Raw genomic sequence first — 20,268 nt, 5'->3', positions numbered from 1 at the left:
GTTAGTTAGTTAAGCGAGGACTAATTTAAATGTTAAAATTATGCGAAGCAGGAAAAAAGGAAAATAATCGTTGTAAGTGTTAAAAAAATCTACAAATAACATTATTCCGTATACTAACGATGGTAAAAAAGTATTTTTTAGGAAGTTGTATTTGTTTTTTAAGGATGCTTTTACGGATAAATTTAGGCAGTTTTGAATACTGAAATTTTATCATTAATCATTTTGAACAAGAGAAAGAAATGATTGTAGATTGATTACTCGTTTTGTGGTTATAAGTTTCCCAAAAGGAGTAAAAAAAGGAAGGTTTTAAAGGAAGAAAAGTCTTAATGAAATCTTAAAAGTCTAAAAAAAGGCTAAAAAAGGAGGAAAAACCCCTGTTTTACGGTATAGGAAAGCAGAAAACTTATAGCTACTTTTAGCATATCTTATTAGATATTCATTTATAAACCTAAACAAGCACACAAGTCAATGGCAACGCTCAGTACTACCCAAATAGCGATTTCGGGAAGGGTCATTCCTTCGTTTCGCAGCTTATCTATTCAACAACATTTAGGGGATCATCACCATCTCGAATTGGTGTGTAGAACCGATGTATTAGAGCATGCTTCTGATGAAATTATAGGGGATAGCAAAGATTTTTTAGGAGAAACGATTACTGTACAAGTACAAGCAGATACACAGTATGAAGGTTATCGCGAATTACAGTTCAAAGGATTAATCACAGCAGTTAATGCGACCAAAGCACATCAGTCCGGAGCTTCAGGAGATATTGTGATCATTGAAGCAATGAGTACCACGGTATTGGCAGAAGATGGAATCCACACGACTTCCTATATAGATCTAGCTCTTTCAGAGCTGTTAGAACGAACCTATCAGGGGTATGATGTAGGGAAGTTAGCCACTGCTTTTACTCCCAGACAATCTGATACCATTCATTATAGTGTACAAAAAAACGAAAGTAATTTTGCCTATAGTGCCCGCTTAGCAGCTAGTACGAATAACTGGTTCTATTACGATGGCGTACAACTGGTTTTTGGAACCCCTTCTTCAGAAGAAACTCAACTTGTATACGGAAGAGATCTGGAATCTTTTTCAGTACGAATGCATCCTAAACCTAATAAATTTGCCTATGCAACACAAGATTACTTAACTAATGAACTGTATCAGAAACGAAGCAATGAAGTCGCAACCGCTGCAGCAGGCTATCACAGTCTGGCGACCAATAAAGGGAATGTACTCTATAGCAAGGAAACCAATATCTATCATCACGGAGTAACGGATCAAAATCTCCAACAACGTTTTGAGCAGCAAGTAGAGTTCCATACACAAGCTATAGAATCCAAGCAGGTGATTGCTCATGGTGTCAGTGACAATCCCGGAGTACATTTAGGAGCAGTTATTCAGGTCGAAGGCTATGGAAGCTTTCGGGTAATTGAGGTACGCCATACGAATATAGAAGGCGGAAATTACAAAAATCACTTTCAGGCAATTACCACAGAAATAGATGTATATCCTTTAGCCACTATGTTACAACATCCGGTTAGTACTATCGAAATAGGGAAAGTAACGGACAATGCTGATCCGGAGGGGATGAGCCGGGTAAAAGTACAATTTCCTTTTCAGGAAATTACCGGAGAGACCACTCCCTGGATTCGGGTATTAACACCTCATGCCGGGGCAGATAAAGGATTTCATTTTATTCCGGAAATCGGAGAAACCGTAGTATGTCAGTTCGAAAATAACCATTCAGAACGTCCCTATGTAGCAGGGAGTTTATATCATGGAGTCGCTAAGGCAGAGAACTGGCAGAGTGAGCAGAATAATGTCAAGGCTATTCGAACCCGAAGTGGTCATACCATAGAACTCAATGATACCGAAGGAGAAGAAAAGATCAATATCTATGATAATGAAGGTAGTATCATCACCTTCGATACACAGGCAAAGTCACTATATGTTCAGTCAGCTGAGAATATGGAGTTTACAGCAAAGAATATAAGACTTGTAGCAGAAGAAAACATAGATATTCAGGCAAGAGGAAACATCAATACAGCCTCAGAAGGGGATACATCCATTCTCTCAGAAGGAGCGACAAACCTTCAGGCTACAGGAGATACGACTATAAACAGTGATGCGAATGTAACGGTTGAGGCAAGCAGTAATGCTGAGTTTAAAGGACAGCAAGCAGTAGTAGAAGGGCAATCCGTAGCGGAATTAAAAGGACAACAGACGACTGTTCAGGGTCAGATGACCGCCTTACAGGGAGCTAGTGGTAAAGTAGATATAACCTAAAAAAATAGTATAATGCCAGGACCCGTAGCCACCCAAGGAAGTATGCATACCTGCCCCATGTACAGTGGAACAACACCACATGTGGGAGGACCTATTATGCAGGGAGAACCTAATATTTTGGTAAATAATAAACCAGCCGCAACTATCGGTAGTATGTGTGCCTGTGCAGGGCCTCCTGATACCGTAGCTCAGGGAGCTCCTAATGTTTTTTTTAATGGAAAACCAGCAGCCTGTTTAGGCGATATGACCGCCCATGGAGGAGTGATTAGCTCAGGAGAACCCAATGTGCTAATCAGTAGTGGAAGTGCTACTCCTTCTGTAACCATGCCAAAAAATAAAATACCATTTCCAAAGATATCTATTATGAATCGTCTGTTAGGAAATGCAAAAGAAGCAGAGGAGAATCAAAAAAAGCTACAGGAAGAAAAGGAAGAAGGAGACCCAAGAATTTACAACTTGCAATGGGTTAAGGAAAGAGAGGTGATCCGAAAATCAAAGGTACTCAAAGAAGCAACCTTACGAGCTTATGTATACAACATTCCGGATGGAGATACCGTAACCTTTACCATCAAAAAACCAGTGTCGCGTATTAATGATAATGAGACAGCATCAGCAGATGAAGAGTTAATCACTTTATCAGGGACAGTACAAGACAAAAAAGTGGAAGTTGTATGGGAATTTGAGGATCCTACAGAAGAAGAAACCTCAGAAGAATAAACAATAGATGATCGGCTATTTTGAGCTGTATTGATTTTTAGAAATAAAAATCTACATACTACAAAAAGAAAGAAGACCATCTTTTTATAAAAATGACAATCGAATTTGCCATACCCCAATATGTATGCAAAATTCTCTTTTTTTAAAACCGAAAAACAATGGCAGAGGAATTAATAAGCTATCAAGAAGAAGCATATAAAGAGATTGTAGGAGAATATTATTTTGAGTGTTCTCATGCGGTGGCTGATACCGTAAAAAGCGCTAAGGTAAAGACATTAAAAAAAGGAGTAAAACTTCACTTGTTCCGTTATGGACTTGTAGAAACAAAATCAGCGCATGATACTGCCTTTGACTATGAAAGTACTATTGGGACTCAAAACCCGGATGGTACCACTACTAAAAAAGATAAGTTTACTGTTGAAGAGGTCACTGTATCGAATTCGGAATTACCAGAACTGGATAACTTTTATTGCGCCCGTACTTTTTTAAGACCAGGGTATATCTATATTATTAATAAAGATAATAATAATGAGTATAAGGAATATCAGGTTAATGAATCCGGGAAGCTGACCGGGATTATCTGGTATCGTGGAAATAATGGGGATGTGAGAAAACCAAATGGGAATACACATTCATTTATTACCATTCCTAAACCGGGGACCTATTATATAGGATATTCTCCTGTACAATGGAGTAGAGCATACTTTGATGAAATCAATGGTAATGATGAAAAGAAGGAGGCACATATGCAGCTTATTGATTGCTCAGGAATTGAGATAGGAAATCCTCCAGAAGGAGATGAAATCGCCTCCTATAGAGATGTAAAGATTGTATCGTATAAACAGCATCCGCAACGGGGAGAAGTGCGTACAAACCTCAGAGAGATCCATGCCGATGAAACCAAAGAATCAGAAGAAGGAGATAATGATTTTTATGAAGACATGTTTGTTGCTCTTCATGATCCGATTGGGTGTGCAGAAGATGTTACTTATGCATTAGGAGTGTCTTTTGTAGAACAACAAGCAATTATTCAGGCATTGCAAACAGGTGAAGATTATGATACGGTTTTAGCACGCCTGCATGCAGGAGAGGAAAAAACAAATCTGACGGATGAAGAAGAGCAGATTTATGCGTTGTTCCAAACTGCGTTAACCACATATCAGTTGATCTATAATGATGATAAAATGATTGGAGATTATGATGGAGGAAAAATTGGCTGGGGAGGAGGAGTCTATAAACCTAAATTGCTGAATATATTAGGGGTAGAATATCGCAAAGAACACAGAAGAAAAATCAGGAGTATACAGGATGATCTGGGATATATAATGAATAGTCCCTACTACCGGGATGGCTGGTGTCATTACAATCAGGGAGTTGATGATTATACACTGGATGGAAAATATATCGCTACGAATCACATGCGATTATTAGCTCAGAAGCCCCATGATGCGGATAGACACCTGGATCTCAAAAGCGAGTATGAAGATGCTGTAAAAAAATGGGAGGGCTTTTTTGCAGATACTTTAGATCCTGATACAGACGAATTAACGACCTTATTAGATACTCCGGTGGAGATCGCTTTTTTAACCGGACCTATGATCGATATCGAGAATAAGTTAGGGGGAGTCATCCGTGCTTTGACAGAGTCGTATGCTACATTGAAGATCGATAAGGTATTTATGGTAGAGCGGACCCGAAGCGTACCTGTAATGAAAACCAGGGAAGTAGTAACGTATAAAACAGTCACGGTTCAGAGTTATGAAGATGTAATGTTTAGACGTTTGCGGGCACATAAAGTCTATGGGGAAGAGGTGCTCGATGTGCAAACCAAAGAAGTAGATGCACATTTTAAGGGAAGTAGTTTTGAGCTGGATCAATCCCGGGTGGTATATGTGAAGTACAGGGGGGGAAAACCCATTGCCCGATTTCAGGTTAGTAAAGAGGTGGTACTAAAGCAAAAACTCCGGGCTGAAAATAAAATACAATTGCCGGTAAAGAAGACAGAAATTGTTCCAGAAGTAAAAGTAGAACAGTATCTGGATGAAATAGAGCAGAAATTTACGGTTCCTGAGAATAGACAAGTTAATAAGTACTCTAATGCAGAACTCGCACAAAAGTTATTTGATGGGAAAATTTTTACAGGTTCCTTAGCCTTATTACAGGTCTTTAATGCAATGAATGCATATAATGCTATAGGGAACAAGGAAGATTATAAAAATATAGTTAACTCTATTGGTATAACAGCAGAACTTACGGAGGCTAGTTTGCATTTTAGGAGATCAATACTTTTAAGTAGAGGAGTTTCGCAAAGGACAATAACCAGAGGTTTAGCAAGTAGAGCGTTGCCATATGTATCTAACTTAGGAGCAGGAATAACTGTCTTAATGTGTTCCTGGGAAGCTTTTGATAGCTATAATGCCAGAGATTATGATGCTATGTGGGCATGGACTGGGGCTGGAGCTGCTTGGGGAGTTTTTGCATTTGGAGGAACTACTTTTTCTGGAGGAATTGCTGTCGCGGGACTTGGGTTTACGCCTTTTGGTTTGCTAATAGCAGGAGTTGCCTTAGGGTTGACAGCTTTGGCATATTATCTAAAAGATACTCCATTAGAAGTTCTGTTTAAAAATAATGTATTATCAGATGAGGTGGATTTCCCATTGGTAGGTGATGAAAAACCCTGGGAATATTCGCGACGTTTATATGTGGGGAGAGATGCATTGATCCCTCCACCGACCTCTACTTTTTTTCGAGCAGATGTGTATAGAAAATGGACGGATTTTAAAGCCGCCTATCAGGATCTATTGGATGTATTGGTTTGTGCCCATATTCATTTTACACCGACCAAATTGGTACATAAAAATACCATACGTCCCTGGTCTTCTACCGTAAGTGTTACTATAACCCAATCAGATATTACGGGGTATAAGGCAGAAATTAGCTTACGGCAATTTTTGACCAGAGAAGAACAGTTAGAGTATGAGGTGTATTATTTCGAAAATGGACTGGATACAAGCCCGCAACGAATAGGAATAAAAAGTGAGCAGATCAGCATAGAGAAAATTCCCGGGAAGATTCCTAAGGCAATTATTGATTTTGAAGTGAATCAGTCAGAGTTAGTTAATAACAATACCAATTCTCATATTGTTTTTGTCTGCCGATTAGAATTAGAAATGGAGCAATACTATCCGATTGATATCGCTAATAAACCACGTTATATCGGAGCTAAATATACTACATTAGAAGAAGTGAGAGATATTAAGAAAGGACTCTTTAATACCAAGACAATCAAAGATTCGGATTTTCAGGCTCCGGTAAAAATAGATACCTTAGCGAATCTATTATCCAAAGAAGCATGGAAAAAATAAGATTAGATCCTTCAAAAAAAGTAATTATTCCTAAGCTGCCTAAGAGAAAATGGGTTGACGATCCAGAGATGAAGCTGTGTATTTCATTGATGCCAGATTTTTTTAATGATCAGATCATAAAGAATGATTCAACATTAGAAGATGAGGTGGTTGTGACTGATAATTATTTTTTAAGGACCTCAAAAAATAATATGTCAGAGATCATTATAGGAGGAGTAATATCTCTTATAGGAATATTTATTATGTCTTTAATGGAGTTCAATATTGGGGGAGTTGTTATCGGTAGTTGTTTTATTTTTTTTGGAGGTTTATTGATTGTTTTGTTCCTGACAAAAAAGGACAAAGAATTTATTTTAGATCGGGATCAGGGGTTGATGCAATATCCTAATAGCTGGTGGTATCCTTCTATTGTTACTTCTTTTAATGATGCACGGATTGTTTTACTGAATGAAGGAAAATATCAATATCCGGTATTGAAAGCATTAACCAAAGGGTTTTTAGCTTTTCCATATAGAATAGTTGATTTTCATCCATTGAATTTCTGGTCTTTTATGGTTTGGTATATGGATAAAAACAGACCATTACCTCCTGGAGATGCCTTTGATCCGTATCGTCAGCGGGATTATGAACGTAGAAAGGCAGCGGGTTTTCCTAAACCTTTATATCCAAGTGAAATCTCTACCCCAGAGGCGACGCCTGAGCAACAAGCAGAGCGAGAACGTATTGGAGGGTGGTAAAAGAAAGTTCCCTTCACTCAGAAAAACATGGAAACAATAAGATTGAACATAAAAGAAGCGGTTGTTGTTCGCAAGAGAGGGAAAGCTAAGTATGATGTAGCTTTGGAAATAGTAAAAAAACCGAAGGATAGGAATGTAACTATAACAAATAAATTAGAAAGGATTGATGATGTTTGTTTTATAGAAGACTATAATGATAAAAAGAATGGTTTGTTATTTGGAGGAGGAGCAGTTTTATTTTCATTAGTTATTTTTTTTACTGTAGGGAATACCTTAGAAAATGGACAATTTACAATCGTTATGATTATGCTCTCCTTGATAATGATCCATGGGATAATGACTATTTTTAGAGGATACCTATTTAAGAACAAAAAAGTGATTATGGATAGGGAACAGGGGCTTTGTTCATATCCTGGTTTTTGGGTGGAAAAAAGAGTGGTGACTCGATTTGATGATATGGTATTTTTTATTGTTAATGTGGGGAAAATGGCAGCACCAGTTCTAAAAGCACCACATAAGAATAAAATCACTAATTTTATCTTTGTAGCGATAGATACATTAGATTTTTTATCTTTTTATGTTTGGTATATGGATAAAAACAGACCATTACCTCCTGGAGATGCTTTTGATCCGTATCGTCAGCGGGATTATGAACGTAGAAAGGCAGCGGGTTTTCCTAAGCCTTTATATTCAAGTGAAATCTCTACTCCAGAAGCGACGCCTGAGCAACAAGCAGAGCGAGAACATATTGGAGGGTGGTAAATATTTTATAATATTATTTGATATATGTGCGTTGGGTATGACTGATAATTAAAATGTAACACCATTCGTATTTTGTTTTTTTATCAGTAAATTCAGTGTGTAATAAAGTATAAATACCTCAGTAGTAAAATTTATTTCTTGCCTTGTATCATAGCTAATCCTTATAGATTGTAGTAATCTACTTTTTTTCAATGTATTCTTGATTGAATAATGAGTTTGGCGTTAAATAGATTCGTTTTTTGGGAAAGTCGAAAAAACAATTAAATCTTTTAAGTACTTCATTTCCAATATAGTGAATTGCATGTTTTTTTATAGGTCTATTAGAGGTTAGTAATTGGACAGGAACATCGATTAATTCATGTTCAGCAATGGTAAATCGTTCCAGGTTCAAAGTAATTACAGGGATTTCATTTCCTTGAGCGCCTCTCATAACAACTCGTTTTAGTTCTTTCATTTCATTTACAGGGAAACGAGTCTTTTTTAATACTTCATTGTCAATCATTACAGTTCTCTGGTAACCTGTGTCAAATAAAAAATCTCCTGTAATTTTTGCTTTCCCTTGTGTAAGGGTACTTTTTACTAAAAATACATTGTCTAGTATTGTAAAAGGAAGCTTTGTATATGTTTGATCGTTTACAACAACTGCTGGGGTTTTTGGATGTATAACCATTAGATTTTTATCGTAATTGAGCTCCACTACTTTATCTTTAAATAAATCCCAGCCAAATCTGCCATCGGTGCCATGACCAGTTAGTTTGGCATCATATACCTTGGTGTTGTAATAGGTGTTTCCGATTTTTAGAGTGTAGGCAGAATTATACAATGTTATATTGGATTTTATTTTGTTCTGCAAGGTGTTGTTTGTCAAAATGAGTTCTGTAGTTCCGGTGTCAAAGTTTAGTAGTAAGGTATCTGTCTGATTAAGAATAGCCTGCACATATATTGTATTATGTGTATTGATATGTAGAGGAATACTGTCGCTTTCTGGATTTTGAGCAAAAGAAATCGGGGCAAAAAACAACCCTATAATGATTCGTAGTATTACTTTTTTCATATATCAGAAGGATAAAGAAGCTATATTTAGTACTTATCTACTTAGTAATCGAGGTGTAAATATGCTAAGGCTTGCCTCGAAACTATTGGTATACTGTTTACTGTATTATTATACTATAGGATGTCTTGAAAAATAAAAATGTTACTCCTGGTAGAGGATGCATTTCTTTTTTTCGAGAAACAGTCTTTTTAATATAATCTTTTTAGCTTAAAGTGACTACCGCTTACTTTTATGAATAATCTGTGTCAATGAGAGAGAAGAAGGTGTTTTAACTCAAAATTCTATTGACCAGCTTGTTTTTAGCGTCTTTATCATCTCCACATAACCATTGTATAACATTATCATGCCAGATGGCATCGCATTGTTCTTTGTTTAATATTTTTCTTTCTACAGCCAGGTCTAAAATTTTACCAGGGTATGAAGATTGTACTTCGCTTTCCATTTCACCAAGTGGGTAAGGATCATCTAATCCCATAACTACTTGTTGATAACCTTGGTTTTCTACTAATAGTTTTAGAGAGCCGGTGTCATGTACCAGAGTATCAAAAAATATATTTTTATGCCCTACAGATTTTCTGGGATGCGCTTTTCCTTCAAAAAGATCTGGACGTCCGTCAAATCCCTGAATACGTCTTCCTAAATTCATCTGTGCCAATTGTCCTCCATGAGCAAAACAAGTACGCATGTTAGGGAATTTTTCGGCATAACCATTAAGTGTCAAAAAATGATACGCATCTGCACATTGTGCTAACATCCATATCAAATGAAAGCGCCAGGCTGTATTTTCAAGCTTGATGAATTTTTCGCCATCATAAGGGTGTATTTCTATTGCGAGATTGTATTCAGAAGCCAGTTCGAAGATGGGTTCGTTTTCTTCATCAAAAATACATCTCCAGGTACCTATAGTATCCATATAGTGCGTAGGGAGACATAGTAACTGCATACCTAATTCTTTTACACAACGTTCGATTTCCCAAAGAGCTCCTCTCACAAATCCCGGGTGTACTACAAAACCACAGGTGAATTTAGATGGATGATCATGCTGTATACGGGCATTAAAGTCATTTTGAAAACGCAAGGCTTGTTTCATTTCTTCGAGTCGTAATCCGTTTCCGTATAGTTGGGATAGGTTGAGAACCACAGCATGATCTAATGAATTACGTTCCATCCAGGCTAGTTTTTCATCCAGAAAAAAACTTGAATCAGTTACGGGGCGGCTCCAGTCTTTTTGAAGCATAAATTTCCGGTCTTTATCAACCCAAAATATCCCTTTTTCTTTCATGTATTCCGGAATCTCTTCGGGATAAGGTAATAAATGAGAATGTCCGTTGATGCGTAGTTTTTTCTTCATATGGCTGATTATAGATAATTAAGATGGTTTCTGGTATTGAAGAATTTTTGATTTAACTTCGGATTAAATTTACGAAGAAAATCAGATCTATAGTTGTTGAAAGTGCTTATTTGAAGAGGGTAAATTCTCTCTGGGAAAGCTCATGAGACATTTGTTGGAAATAAATTTTCAATTTCAGGGAAAGCCTTGGGATATTATCCCCTTTGACAGTGCCAATAAATCATCAACTAAGATTTTTGAATTTTGTTGTTATCCGTCATGTGATAAACGGGTTTATCATTTATTGTAATGAAAGAAGAAACTGTTTTTGAAGTCATTATTTCTTGGTGTTAACGAGGTTTCTTTTTTTTGAACAAAACATTTAAAATTTCTACATTTGCCAACTTAGCTACCCCTAAAAACATGAAATTATTATTTAAAAATGCCTTAGCATTCATATGCATGCTGATGAATATATCTGCACCTGCGCAGGAGGTATTATCTACACAAGGAAACACCTATACTAATGACCTTATTCATTTGGATTTTACCATTGGAGAATTGGTAACACAGACTTTATCTGATGGGGCGAATGAGGTCACTCAGGGATTTCATCAAACTAATTGGAATTTGGTAGATCAGGAAGATTTTGGATCAAATCTGGAAATCGTACTATTCCCTAATCCGATAAATGATGAATTGAATATTCATATGAAGGTGTATAAAAATGTAACATATTCCATTTATGATGCACTAGGAAAACGGGTTTTGCACAGTGCACTTTTTACCGAAAAAACCTTTATTGATACGGGGCATCTGTCTGCTGGTTTTTATTCAATTTTATTAATGACTGGGGAAGAAAAGCTAAAGACATTCAAACTAGTTAAGGTACACTAAACAAAACATCATGAGAAAAACAATTCTGCCATTTTTTGTAATGGCAATGATTACTATGTGCTGTTTCGGGCAAGCTCCTGAAACTTTTAAATATCAGGCTGTAATTAGAGATGCTGGAAATATGATTATAAGTAATCAGGCAGTCGGAATGCAATTAACGATTCGGCAAGGTAATGTAAACGGAGCAGCAGTGTATAAAGAAACTTTTGAGGTTAGCACTAATGCATATGGGTTGATAAATCTCGAGATTGGCTCAGGGAACTCTTCAGATGATTTTAAGAGTATTGATTGGGCAAATGGTCCTTATTTTATAGAAACCGCTGTTGATAGCAATGGAGGAAATGATTTTTCTGTGATGGGGACAGGTCAATTGTTGAGTGTTCCTTATGCTTTGTATGCTAATACTGCGGCAAATGTGACCAACGATAAGGTTGATGATGCGGATGCAGATCCGAATAATGAGATGAATACGAGTGTTGTATTAAATGGAACCGATCTGGAGGTTACTGATGGGAAGGGGACAATCATTACAGATCTTTCTTCTCTACAGGATGGGGTTACTGATGCGGATGCGGATCCGAATAATGAGATGAATATGAGTGTTGTATTAAATGAGACAAATTTGGAGGTTACTGATGGGAAGGGGACAATCATTACGGATCTTTCTTCTCTACAGGATGGAGTTACTGATGCAGATGCGGATCCGAATAATGAGATGAATACGAGTATTGTATTAAATGGAACCGATCTGGAGGTTACTGATGGGAAGGGGACAATCATTACGGATCTTTCTTCTCTACAGGATGGAGTTACTGATGCAGATGCGGATCCGAATAATGAGATGAATACGAGTATTGTATTAAATGGAACCGATCTGGAGGTTACTGATGGGAAGGGGACTATCATTACAGATCTTTCTTCTCTACAGGATGGGGTTACTGATGCGGATGCGGATCCGAATAATGAGATGAATACGAGTGTTGTATTAAATGGCACAAATTTGGAGGTTACCGATGGAAAGGGGACAATCATTACGAATCTTGCATCTTTACAGGACGGAGTTACCGACGGGGATGCAGATCCTAATAATGAATTGCAAGAAATAAGTAGATCAGGAACAACGATTACGCTATCGAAAGGAGGAGGATCGTTTGAAGATCAGGTGGGAGTTTATACTGCCGGAACAGGAATAGATATTACAAACAATGTAGTTAGTACTACCAGTACTTGTGGATTATCTATTGGAGATACCCATCAGGGAGGAATTATATTCTATCTGGATGCATCCGGGTGTCATGGATTAGTGAGTATGGCTACAGACCAAAGTGCAGGAATTCAATGGTATAATGGAAGTGATAAAGATACCTTCGCGTATGGGAACGGTATCGGTGCTGGAGAAGGGAATAGTCAGGGAATCAGAAGGTGGCAGGGAACATGTAGTTCTTGCTATGCAAGCGAATTGTGTCAGGATTTAAACTCAGGAGGGTATACAGATTGGTATTTACCGTCTAAATATGAACTGCATTTAATGTATCAGAATATAGGACCTGGTAATGCTTTGGGATTAGGGAACGTAGGAAGTTTTTCTAATTCGATTTACTGGAGTTCTACAGAATATAGTGATGACAGAGCCTGGTGGCAATTTTTTAGGGATGGAAATCAAGGAGATGGATTAAAAGTGAATCCTTTTAATGTACGAGCGATACGCTCTTTTTAGTAGTTTAGGATTTTTTGTAATTCTCAACCAACAATTAGGTGTTATTCTTTTTAAAACATAGGCACTTTTCATATTTGAAAACTTCCAGACACATAATACTATTAAAAGTCATTCCACTATTTAAACAAAGAATGTATCGATAATATAGTTTAAAAGAAAAAGCCCTCAATCATGAGGGCTTTTGACTTAATAAGTGTGGTTAATAAATATGAATACCGTGTATAGGTTTCAAAATAGGCTTCTTATCAGTAATTAAATAGGGGAATAACATTGCAAATATACTAGTGAGAGGAGTATGGAATTTCTGCTATTACAGCTTTAACGATAGTTTGTTAATTAAGAACAGAAAACTTAAAAAGAGTTAATGATTTTAGAGAAAAAAACAAATGATATCTGCTTGATAATGATTTGAAAAGAAAAAGATAGCGTTTGAAGAGGAATTCGTTTTGTGTTAAAAAAAATTAACACTTTGCAACCACTTAATTTTAGATACAATAGCAGGTCACTTTTTCTAAATATAAAAAAGAGCGTGTTGTGAATGGATAAATATACGTGCATGGCAAGATCAATGTCCCTGAAAACAGGGGGATATCTTTTACGGATATTAGTGATGTATACGAATATGGTTGATCATAAATTTGTCTCGAACAAAATAACAAAACGATGAGTAAAATAGGGAGATATTTATTTTTTATCGGATTAATTTCTACAGTTTTAAATTTTTTGAACTATGAATTGAGAATATTGATGTGGATAGATTCATGGGGGACAGCCGTTGGTTGGGGAATTCGGATTGGTCTTACTGTTTTAGGACTTGTATTAATGATGCTGTCCAAAACAACAAAAGATGAATCGGTAGAAGTTAGTGAATAAGATAATCTCTGAGAGATTGATCTATCAAAAAAAGTGATATAGAATACCTGTATAGTGGTATACCTGACAATAATGTATGTGTTAAGTTTTGAAAGTTAAAACATCTGATGTTGTTATGATACTTAGGGGACAATGGAGGGAACATATACCTGAAAGTATAATGATACAGACATATAGTATATGGTATGTTTTTTAGAGGGACTCTGTATGCAAATATAGAGAATATATACTATTAACTGAGATGTTTGGAAAGTGGCTCGTAATCGAGTCACTTTTTTTTAGAGAAGAATTCGATTTGGTTATCATTCCCTTCAATGGTCTGAAATAGAAGGGAATGAAGAACCAAAAAGTGCTCGATGTACAGACTATAATAAAAGTGATATCTGGTAATTTAGAAAGAAACCTTTTTTTCTCGAAGTATCACTTTTATTGATTAAGAATATTGGGGGTTTGTCTATATATAGCCTGATAATCAAACAATGTTTTAATTAGTTAATAACGATTTTTTTAGGAGACAGTGTTCCGTTTTTAATAAAGTATACTCCAGATTCTATTTCGGAAATATCTAAATGAATCAGATTTCTTCCAGGAGTTACTTTTACTTCTTTCTGTAGAATTACCTTTCCTACTAGATTGATTAGTTGTATGTGAGAAGTTTGTTGTGAACCTCCCATAAATGATACACTAACTCTATCTGTTGCGGGGTTAGGGAATACACTGAGTTTTTCTACAGTAGTTTCGTCAAATGATTCTGTAGCAAATGCGCCTCCGCTACAAGATCCCAAACGTGTCCAGAAGCCGTATGTTGGATTCCAGTATGTTCCATTGTATTGAGCCTCATATAAGATACCATTGTATACTGCTTTCTCTCCTCTTCTGTATACTTTAGGGTAAGGACGCCATGCTGCTATACCATCACATAATCCTCCTGTAGTATCTTCCAATGTGGTGAATGATATCACAGTAGAATAAGGAGCATCAGTACTATTAGCAGTGCTTCCACTACCACAAGCACCTAATTTATCCCAGCGGTAGTTGTTGTTTAGCTGGTATAAGCTTCCTTCATACGTTACCTTGTCACCAGGTCTGTACCCAGTACCTCTTCTATATGGAGGAACTCCTTCACAAATGTTTCCGTCATTATTTCCATTAGGACAAGTATATTTAACTCTAACTTGATAAGTTGTTTTTGGAGAAAGTTCAGTAAGCACTTTTGATGCTTCTGTGGTTTTTGTACTTGTATATGTAGCGTCAGTTGACTTCTTATATTCTAGCGTATATGTAGGAGTACTCACGGCATTCCAGTTGATTGTAGCAGCGGTTTTGGTAATATTAGTTGCCTTCACTCCTGTAACAGCATCACAGGTGGTGTCTCCTCCTTGAGTAGTAGCAGAAACGGTATTACTAAAAGCAGATGTATTTCCTGCTGCATCTTTTGCTTTTACTTTGAAACTATAAGTAGTACTTGGGGTAAGTCCGTTAACTGTTGTAGAGGTTCCACTTACAGAACTAACCATAGTATTTCCTTGATATACGTCATATCCTGTAACTCCTACATTATCTGTAGACGCTGTCCAGGATAAAGAAACTGATGATTGCGTAGTTGCACTTACAGTCAGGTTTCCTGGAGTTGATGGCGCTGTAGTATCTCCTCCGTCGCTTCCGGCAATATATTTTCCAGAAATAGAGAAATATCCAATAGAAGAGTAATCAGAGTATCCTGATGATAAATTTCCTTCTCCGACACCATCAATTTCTATATAGTATGTACCCTTCGAAAGGTTTGTAGAGATACTTGCTTTTAACCCGGAAGGATCTGAAGAGGCTACTTCTTGTCCTTGTGCATTAAGAATACGGGCTTTTATGTTTAAGTTTGGATAATAAGGATCCGGGTCAAAGTTGAAGCTGGCATTTCCTCCTGAAGTGGTAAATGAGAAAAGGTCTTTATCTTGGCGAGTAGTAATGATACCGTTATTGTCCTCTTTTTTTACATTTCCACCAGCATCTGCAACTATGGCTGTAGCTCCATTTGTAGAGTTAGAATGATCATCTTGTTTATAACCAAATCCGTTTCTGCTTCCGGCAATAATCGCTAAATCATCTTCTTTTTGATTTGCATTGTTATATTCTCCTTTACTCCAGTGTCCAATAGGTTTGCTGGCACTCCATCCCATGATAGGGCTCCATTGTCCGTGACCAGAGTAGTAAGTAGTACCAGATCTGATTCCGTCATGTGATAATCCGAGTGTATGTCCGATTTCATGAGATCCTGTTTCTCCGGCAGATCTGTTTCCTAGGTTAAATACCCAGCAAGGATCATCTGTATTCCAACTAAAAGAGTTTAAATAAGCAACCCCTCCTGCAGATGGAGCTGCATCTTTAGTCGTTGTAAAAATACACATCATTCTTCGATTCTTAGGAGCTCTGTCAAAAACATCTCTTCGCGTAGTCACGTTGATATTAAATGCAGAAAAATCTTCCGCCATAATTCTCCAAGTAGTTAAGATCTTCTGATCACTAAAACCAGCAGGTCTAGCATTAATAGTACGACCGTTTAACCAGCGGGTGCCAGATACAACTTCTCCGTCAAAATCAAGATAGATAACAGCAGTAGCTCCAGGTAAACTTTCCAAGCTTGGTACTGCGGCTTTGGTGTTAACAGGAGCTGAAGAATCTGTAACTTCTTCAGATTCGAATTCAACACATAATAGTTCATTGATGTCAGCTTCAGCAATAAGAACATTTCCCTGATCTCCAGAAGAAATCTTATACGCCTTTTTTTGCTCATACATAATGATTTCTCCTTCTAATAATCCATTGAATTTTCGAACCGAGAATAGTGGTTCTAAACCATTGGATTTTTCCTGAAGTAATACACTTCCAATAATTGAATAGTTTGTATTATCTCCTTCTTTAATATTTATTTTGACAGATAGTGTTTCGGTGTCTGAGGTTTTAAGTGTTAGTGTACTATTTTTTTGTTGGTTTAGTACTTCTTGAAAAATGGATTCTTTTCCTAGAACATATGGGGTATCTTGTGCGGATACGATTCCTACATAGCATATGACAAATAGGATAAAAAGATGCAGTGTTTTAAAGGCACGAGGTGTCACCTCTCCTTTTTTGAAATGAAAGTTTTTCATGTGGTTTGAGTTTGTGTGTTAACAATATAATTGTCTTAGTTAATTCATTGAATTATAGAAAATTATGCCAAATACGCTAAAATCTTTTTAAATTATAACTTATTGATAATAAGATTGTTATATGTACATTAAAGAGTTAAGGTTTTAAAATATTGTGGAAATATGTAGAAAAAAAATAAATAAGTGTAGAATTTTTACACGATATAAAATTATTTTTTGAAGGGAAAACCTTCATTAGGGTGGTTGTTTACCGCTATTTGTAGTTTTTTAATGCGTATAGAGAGGGTAGAATAAGTGTTTGTCTAGTATATACAGGAGAGGATCTCTTCGAAATAGTGCTTAATCCTTTATAATAAAAATTGAGTTGGATAGCCCCTATTGCGCTCCCGAAGCAATTAGGGAAAAACAATTTTAATAAATTGTACACTATCCAACACTACATTAGTTATGATCGTTTTCGTTTTGTTTAATACTGTTCAGATCATAATTATTTATAAAATATTCTGGTTAATTTCTCATTAGAATGAGATGGGTCGAGTTTCCCTACCGGAGGATCTTCCAGAGGGTATAGTAGTTTTGTTAAACTGTTTATGTAGCTGTGAAACCATTTTTCGAATAGATTTGAAGCGGTGTATTTATGATTGATGTTCGTTTTCATTTTGATTGATTGTTGATTAAAAAAATAGTATGATTTAGTAATGATTATTTACATCTCTTTTTTTGTTTGGTAAAAGCAATTTCTTTTAATAAAAGCACTACTCTTTGTATAAGGTGTATAGTATTTCTGAGAGACAGTCAGAAAACGAGTAGTGCTTCTGGGTCAAAAGAGACAAGGGTGAGACTCGAACTCACAATAAAACAGTTTTGCAGACTGTTGCTTTGCCATTAAGCTACCCTGTCTTTTGTTTTTTTGAGATTGAAACAAAAAAAAGACGCCTTTAAGGGCGTCTCATAGTATTAACAATATAATATCACTATCATCTTTGTTGATGGCTATGGACGCTTTTTTGTTTTTTTACGTAGCTTCTACGTTGTTGGATTGTACATTTGTTTTTCATGTCAAGTGATTTATAAATTATATAAAATTGATTAGCGAATTGCTGATGCAAATATGTAGATAATATTTAATAAAACAAATCTTTTTTTGATTTAATTTACTGTTAATCAATATGTTAGTATTTGTTTTTAGAGCATAAGCACCCTGTCCGTAATACTACGGATAATAGAGTTTTATGGCAATTGTCTGTCTCCCTGTTGCTTACTTCTCAATACGTATATTTTTTACTTTTTTATTTGTTTTTCATTTTGATTGATTTTGGTACAAAAAAAAGCGTCCGATTTTTTCGGACGCTTATATATAATATCTGTTTTTATAGTATCAGTATTAAAAATACATAGAGTCCTCTTTGAATAAGTTATAAGGTTGTTTCATCGAACAAAGGAAAGTTCTGATGAGCCATTTAGACGTACTATGTGTATAAACTCTTTTCATATGTGATACAAATATTCTAAAATTGAATGAGATATACTATATTTTTTAGAAAAAATTGGGAAGGTTGTTTCAGATACTATTAAGGATGTTTATAATCGTATAAACTTTTGATACAAGATATATGTATATGACAATTCTGTGTTATGGTATGATTAGAGTATTCTTTTTTTAAAAAAAGCCGATAATCTTATGGCTTTAATTTTTGTGTAAGCTTTTTCATGCAGCGTGATTCTCGTAAAATTTTGTTAAATCCTGTGTTGAAAACTAATATAAATTACGGTTTAACCGTAAAATGTTGATTTTTAATCAACTGCATAGATGTACTTGCCGTTTCGGTATTTTGTTTATAATCAGGCTTTCATAGTGATTTGTAGGATGATTTAGTCTTTTTGGATTTATAAGTTTTTGATAGTAAATAAAATAGGGGGAAAATCCCCCTTGAGACCTTTGTAGGATGTATATATCTTTACCACCTGATTTAATTAGTTATACTATAAGGAATGACCCCGGATTTAAATATTGATAAAACCATGTTTCTAACAGATTTACTACAGTGGCTGAAGTTAGATATCAATCGTTTTATGATTGCGCTTACACATGGTGAACCTTATGAAACTATAATTTATCTATGGATTGATAAATTATACTATAAAGGAAAATCTAAGGATGAAGCATTGAATCTTATTCTTAAGGCACAAAGGATACACCTTCAAGGGATTCTTCATAATTAAAGCATACAGTAGTGTTCAATTATATTCGTAGTTACTAATAAATAACAACTACGAATATAACTGTATGTATAATCAATACTGTATTGCATAGGGCTATTTAGCCAACAGCGTTGTAAACAGTAGTTTGTTCTAATTCTGTTTTTACCTGATCAATCCATTTTTCGAGTCTTGTATCAGTAAGGTTTGATTCATTATCATTATCAATAGCAAGCCCATAAAACATGTCTTCATTATCAGGAATGACTGCCTTTGATTCTCTGAAGTTATACTCTGCAACTGGCCAGTGTCCAATGATTTGCCCTCCATTTTTTAGAATTACTTCGGCAAGAATCCCTATTCCATCTACAAAGTATTCTGTGTATCCTACCTGATCTCCCAATCCATAGATAGCTATTACCTTATCAGTGAAATCAATTTCCTGAAACTCATCAAAAAAGTCTTCCCAATCACTTTGCAGATCTCCATCGTACCATGTAGAAAGCCCTAATAGTAGGATGTCATATTGTTCGAAATCATCTTTTGAAACATCACATACTTCGTGAACATCAATCTGATCAGCTCCCCAAGCTTCTGTTAAGTCTTTAGTTACGTCGTCAGTACATCCGGTATCAGAACCATAAAACAGACCTATTTTCTTCATCTATTTTTCTTTTTAGAATTTTTAAGAACAAAAATAATCTATTTTAAATTATTCTAAATAAGAATAATCAATAAATTTGTAGAATAAAAAGTAAACCATGCATACATTAACTGCTTTATATAGCAACGACTATGGTTCCGGATATAAAATACAGATAGTAGAAGAAGAACCTTGTGAGAATATACAACTATGGCTTGATGATATCGGATTTATTATGACCAAGGAGGAAGTTCGGGGTTTTTTATCTGTAATTAGGTCTGCCCAGGTATTTTGCAAATGCCCTAAATGCAAAGAAGAAGGACACAAAGCAATAAAATTTAGTACCATAAGAGCTGAAGTAAACTTAAAAGCTGACAGGGGTGTACTCAAAGGATTAGAAGATTTGGTTCTGGGGATATTATTTCATCTGGATTATGATGAAATGCTAGTTGATAATAATATACAATAGAAAAGAAGAGGTTGTATATGCAAGCAAATTTCCTACAGGTATTCCTGTAGAATGCATCTTTCTATTCCGAGTA

Annotated in this window: 15 protein-coding genes and 1 tRNA gene; 10 read left to right on the top strand and 6 right to left on the bottom strand. The window is 35.8% G+C overall.

The window, feature by feature from the left end:
• Positions 1 to 468 precede the first annotated feature (468 nt).
• The 5 genes from ACFSTE_RS12095 to ACFSTE_RS12075 all read left to right on the top strand — a co-directional run bounded on the left by ACFSTE_RS12095 (position 469) and on the right by ACFSTE_RS12075 (position 7,870).
• The gene (locus tag ACFSTE_RS12095) at positions 469 to 2,289 is read left to right on the top strand and encodes a type VI secretion system Vgr family protein (protein ID WP_378257111.1); all 1,821 of its coding nucleotides are present in this window, start codon (positions 469 to 471) and stop codon (positions 2,287 to 2,289) included.
• A gap of 12 nt (positions 2,290 to 2,301) precedes the next feature.
• Complete coding sequence (locus ACFSTE_RS12090; RefSeq protein ID WP_176028732.1) at positions 2,302 to 3,006, top strand: PAAR domain-containing protein; 705 nt, start codon at positions 2,302 to 2,304, stop codon at positions 3,004 to 3,006.
• A 158-nt stretch (positions 3,007 to 3,164) separates the two neighbouring features.
• Positions 3,165 to 6,371, top strand: coding sequence for a toxin VasX (locus ACFSTE_RS12085; protein ID WP_378257108.1), 3,207 nt, complete (start codon positions 3,165 to 3,167; stop codon positions 6,369 to 6,371).
• Positions 6,359 to 7,108 carry a hypothetical protein gene (locus ACFSTE_RS12080; RefSeq protein ID WP_176028734.1) on the top strand — a complete coding sequence of 250 codons (750 nt, stop codon included), beginning with the start codon at positions 6,359 to 6,361 and terminating at the stop codon, positions 7,106 to 7,108. Before ACFSTE_RS12085 ends, ACFSTE_RS12080 begins: the two co-directional genes overlap by 13 nt.
• A 27-nt stretch (positions 7,109 to 7,135) precedes the next feature.
• On the top strand, positions 7,136 to 7,870 hold the full coding sequence (locus ACFSTE_RS12075) for a hypothetical protein (protein ID WP_378257106.1): 735 nt from the start codon (positions 7,136 to 7,138) through the stop codon (positions 7,868 to 7,870).
• Between the two features lie 178 nt (positions 7,871 to 8,048).
• Here the strand turns inward: ACFSTE_RS12075 and ACFSTE_RS12070 are convergent, their stop codons facing one another.
• Entirely contained in the window at positions 8,049 to 8,924 is an 876-nt protein-coding gene (locus ACFSTE_RS12070) for a clan AA aspartic protease (RefSeq protein WP_378257104.1), read from the bottom strand.
• 268 nt (positions 8,925 to 9,192) lie between these two features.
• On the bottom strand, positions 9,193 to 10,275 hold the full coding sequence (locus ACFSTE_RS12065) for an amidohydrolase family protein (protein WP_176028737.1): 1,083 nt from the start codon (positions 10,273 to 10,275) through the stop codon (positions 9,193 to 9,195).
• Positions 10,276 to 10,677: 402 nt separating this feature from the next.
• Here ACFSTE_RS12065 and ACFSTE_RS12060 point away from each other — a divergent pair, with 402 nt between their 5' ends.
• The 3 genes from ACFSTE_RS12060 to ACFSTE_RS12050 all read left to right on the top strand — a co-directional run bounded on the left by ACFSTE_RS12060 (position 10,678) and on the right by ACFSTE_RS12050 (position 13,741).
• Positions 10,678 to 11,151 (top strand): T9SS type A sorting domain-containing protein, encoded by a 474-nt coding sequence (locus ACFSTE_RS12060; protein WP_176028738.1) that lies wholly within the window; start codon positions 10,678 to 10,680, stop codon positions 11,149 to 11,151.
• Positions 11,152 to 11,161: 10 nt separating this feature from the next.
• Positions 11,162 to 12,868: an Lcl C-terminal domain-containing protein gene (locus tag ACFSTE_RS12055; protein WP_378257101.1), complete on the top strand. Its 1,707-nt coding sequence runs from the start codon at positions 11,162 to 11,164 to the stop codon at positions 12,866 to 12,868.
• A gap of 663 nt (positions 12,869 to 13,531) precedes the next feature.
• Positions 13,532 to 13,741: a hypothetical protein gene (locus ACFSTE_RS12050; RefSeq protein ID WP_378257099.1), complete on the top strand. Its 210-nt coding sequence runs from the start codon at positions 13,532 to 13,534 to the stop codon at positions 13,739 to 13,741.
• 488 nt (positions 13,742 to 14,229) lie between these two features.
• On the opposite strand, the gene ACFSTE_RS12045 is transcribed toward ACFSTE_RS12050, so the two are convergent.
• The 3 genes from ACFSTE_RS12045 to ACFSTE_RS12035 form a co-directional block, all read right to left on the bottom strand.
• A complete protein-coding gene (locus ACFSTE_RS12045; protein ID WP_378257097.1) occupies positions 14,230 to 16,884 on the bottom strand; it encodes a fibronectin type III domain-containing protein in 2,655 nt (884 codons plus the stop codon).
• 487 nt (positions 16,885 to 17,371) lie between these two features.
• Positions 17,372 to 17,542 (bottom strand): hypothetical protein, encoded by a 171-nt coding sequence (locus ACFSTE_RS12040; protein ID WP_176028742.1) that lies wholly within the window; start codon positions 17,540 to 17,542, stop codon positions 17,372 to 17,374.
• A gap of 169 nt (positions 17,543 to 17,711) precedes the next feature.
• Positions 17,712 to 17,784 (bottom strand) — tRNA-Cys (locus tag ACFSTE_RS12035).
• 1,092 nt (positions 17,785 to 18,876) lie between these two features.
• Between ACFSTE_RS12035 and ACFSTE_RS12030 the strand changes: the two genes are divergently transcribed.
• Positions 18,877 to 19,107 carry a hypothetical protein gene (locus tag ACFSTE_RS12030; protein WP_176028743.1) on the top strand — a complete coding sequence of 77 codons (231 nt, stop codon included), beginning with the start codon at positions 18,877 to 18,879 and terminating at the stop codon, positions 19,105 to 19,107.
• Between the two features lie 97 nt (positions 19,108 to 19,204).
• Here the strand turns inward: ACFSTE_RS12030 and ACFSTE_RS12025 are convergent, their stop codons facing one another.
• Entirely contained in the window at positions 19,205 to 19,747 is a 543-nt protein-coding gene (locus ACFSTE_RS12025; protein WP_176028744.1) for a flavodoxin, read from the bottom strand.
• A 97-nt stretch (positions 19,748 to 19,844) separates the two neighbouring features.
• On the opposite strand from ACFSTE_RS12025, the gene ACFSTE_RS12020 reads away from it, so the two are divergent.
• Entirely contained in the window at positions 19,845 to 20,195 is a 351-nt protein-coding gene (locus ACFSTE_RS12020) for a hypothetical protein (protein ID WP_176028745.1), read from the top strand.
• Positions 20,196 to 20,268: the final 73 nt, after the last annotated feature.

The sequence above is a fragment of the Aquimarina hainanensis genome, assembly GCF_042684685.1.
GTDB classification, from domain to species: Bacteria; Bacteroidota; Bacteroidia; order Flavobacteriales; family Flavobacteriaceae; genus Aquimarina; species Aquimarina hainanensis.
This window is presented reverse-complemented; position numbering and strand designations above follow the sequence as displayed.

Bases quoted from the DNA above. Each gene is read 5' to 3' on its own strand.
- ACFSTE_RS12085 (WP_378257108.1), top strand. From the start codon at position 3,165: ATGGCAGAGGAATTAATAAGCTATCAAGAAGAAGCATATAAAGAGATT.
- ACFSTE_RS12065 (WP_176028737.1), bottom strand. From the start codon at position 10,275: ATGAAGAAAAAACTACGCATCAACGGACATTCTCATTTATTACCTTAT.
- ACFSTE_RS12095 (WP_378257111.1), top strand. From the start codon at position 469: ATGGCAACGCTCAGTACTACCCAAATAGCGATTTCGGGAAGGGTCATT.
- ACFSTE_RS12045 (WP_378257097.1), bottom strand. From the start codon at position 16,884: ATGAAAAACTTTCATTTCAAAAAAGGAGAGGTGACACCTCGTGCCTTT.
- ACFSTE_RS12050 (WP_378257099.1), top strand. From the start codon at position 13,532: ATGAGTAAAATAGGGAGATATTTATTTTTTATCGGATTAATTTCTACA.
- ACFSTE_RS12055 (WP_378257101.1), top strand. From the start codon at position 11,162: ATGAGAAAAACAATTCTGCCATTTTTTGTAATGGCAATGATTACTATG.
- ACFSTE_RS12070 (WP_378257104.1), bottom strand. From the start codon at position 8,924: ATGAAAAAAGTAATACTACGAATCATTATAGGGTTGTTTTTTGCCCCG.
- ACFSTE_RS12090 (WP_176028732.1), top strand. From the start codon at position 2,302: ATGCCAGGACCCGTAGCCACCCAAGGAAGTATGCATACCTGCCCCATG.
- ACFSTE_RS12020 (WP_176028745.1), top strand. From the start codon at position 19,845: ATGCATACATTAACTGCTTTATATAGCAACGACTATGGTTCCGGATAT.
- ACFSTE_RS12025 (WP_176028744.1), bottom strand. From the start codon at position 19,747: ATGAAGAAAATAGGTCTGTTTTATGGTTCTGATACCGGATGTACTGAC.
- ACFSTE_RS12075 (WP_378257106.1), top strand. From the start codon at position 7,136: ATGGAAACAATAAGATTGAACATAAAAGAAGCGGTTGTTGTTCGCAAG.
- ACFSTE_RS12030 (WP_176028743.1), top strand. From the start codon at position 18,877: ATGACCCCGGATTTAAATATTGATAAAACCATGTTTCTAACAGATTTA.
- ACFSTE_RS12080 (WP_176028734.1), top strand. From the start codon at position 6,359: ATGGAAAAAATAAGATTAGATCCTTCAAAAAAAGTAATTATTCCTAAG.
- ACFSTE_RS12060 (WP_176028738.1), top strand. From the start codon at position 10,678: ATGAAATTATTATTTAAAAATGCCTTAGCATTCATATGCATGCTGATG.
- ACFSTE_RS12040 (WP_176028742.1), bottom strand. From the start codon at position 17,542: ATGAAAACGAACATCAATCATAAATACACCGCTTCAAATCTATTCGAA.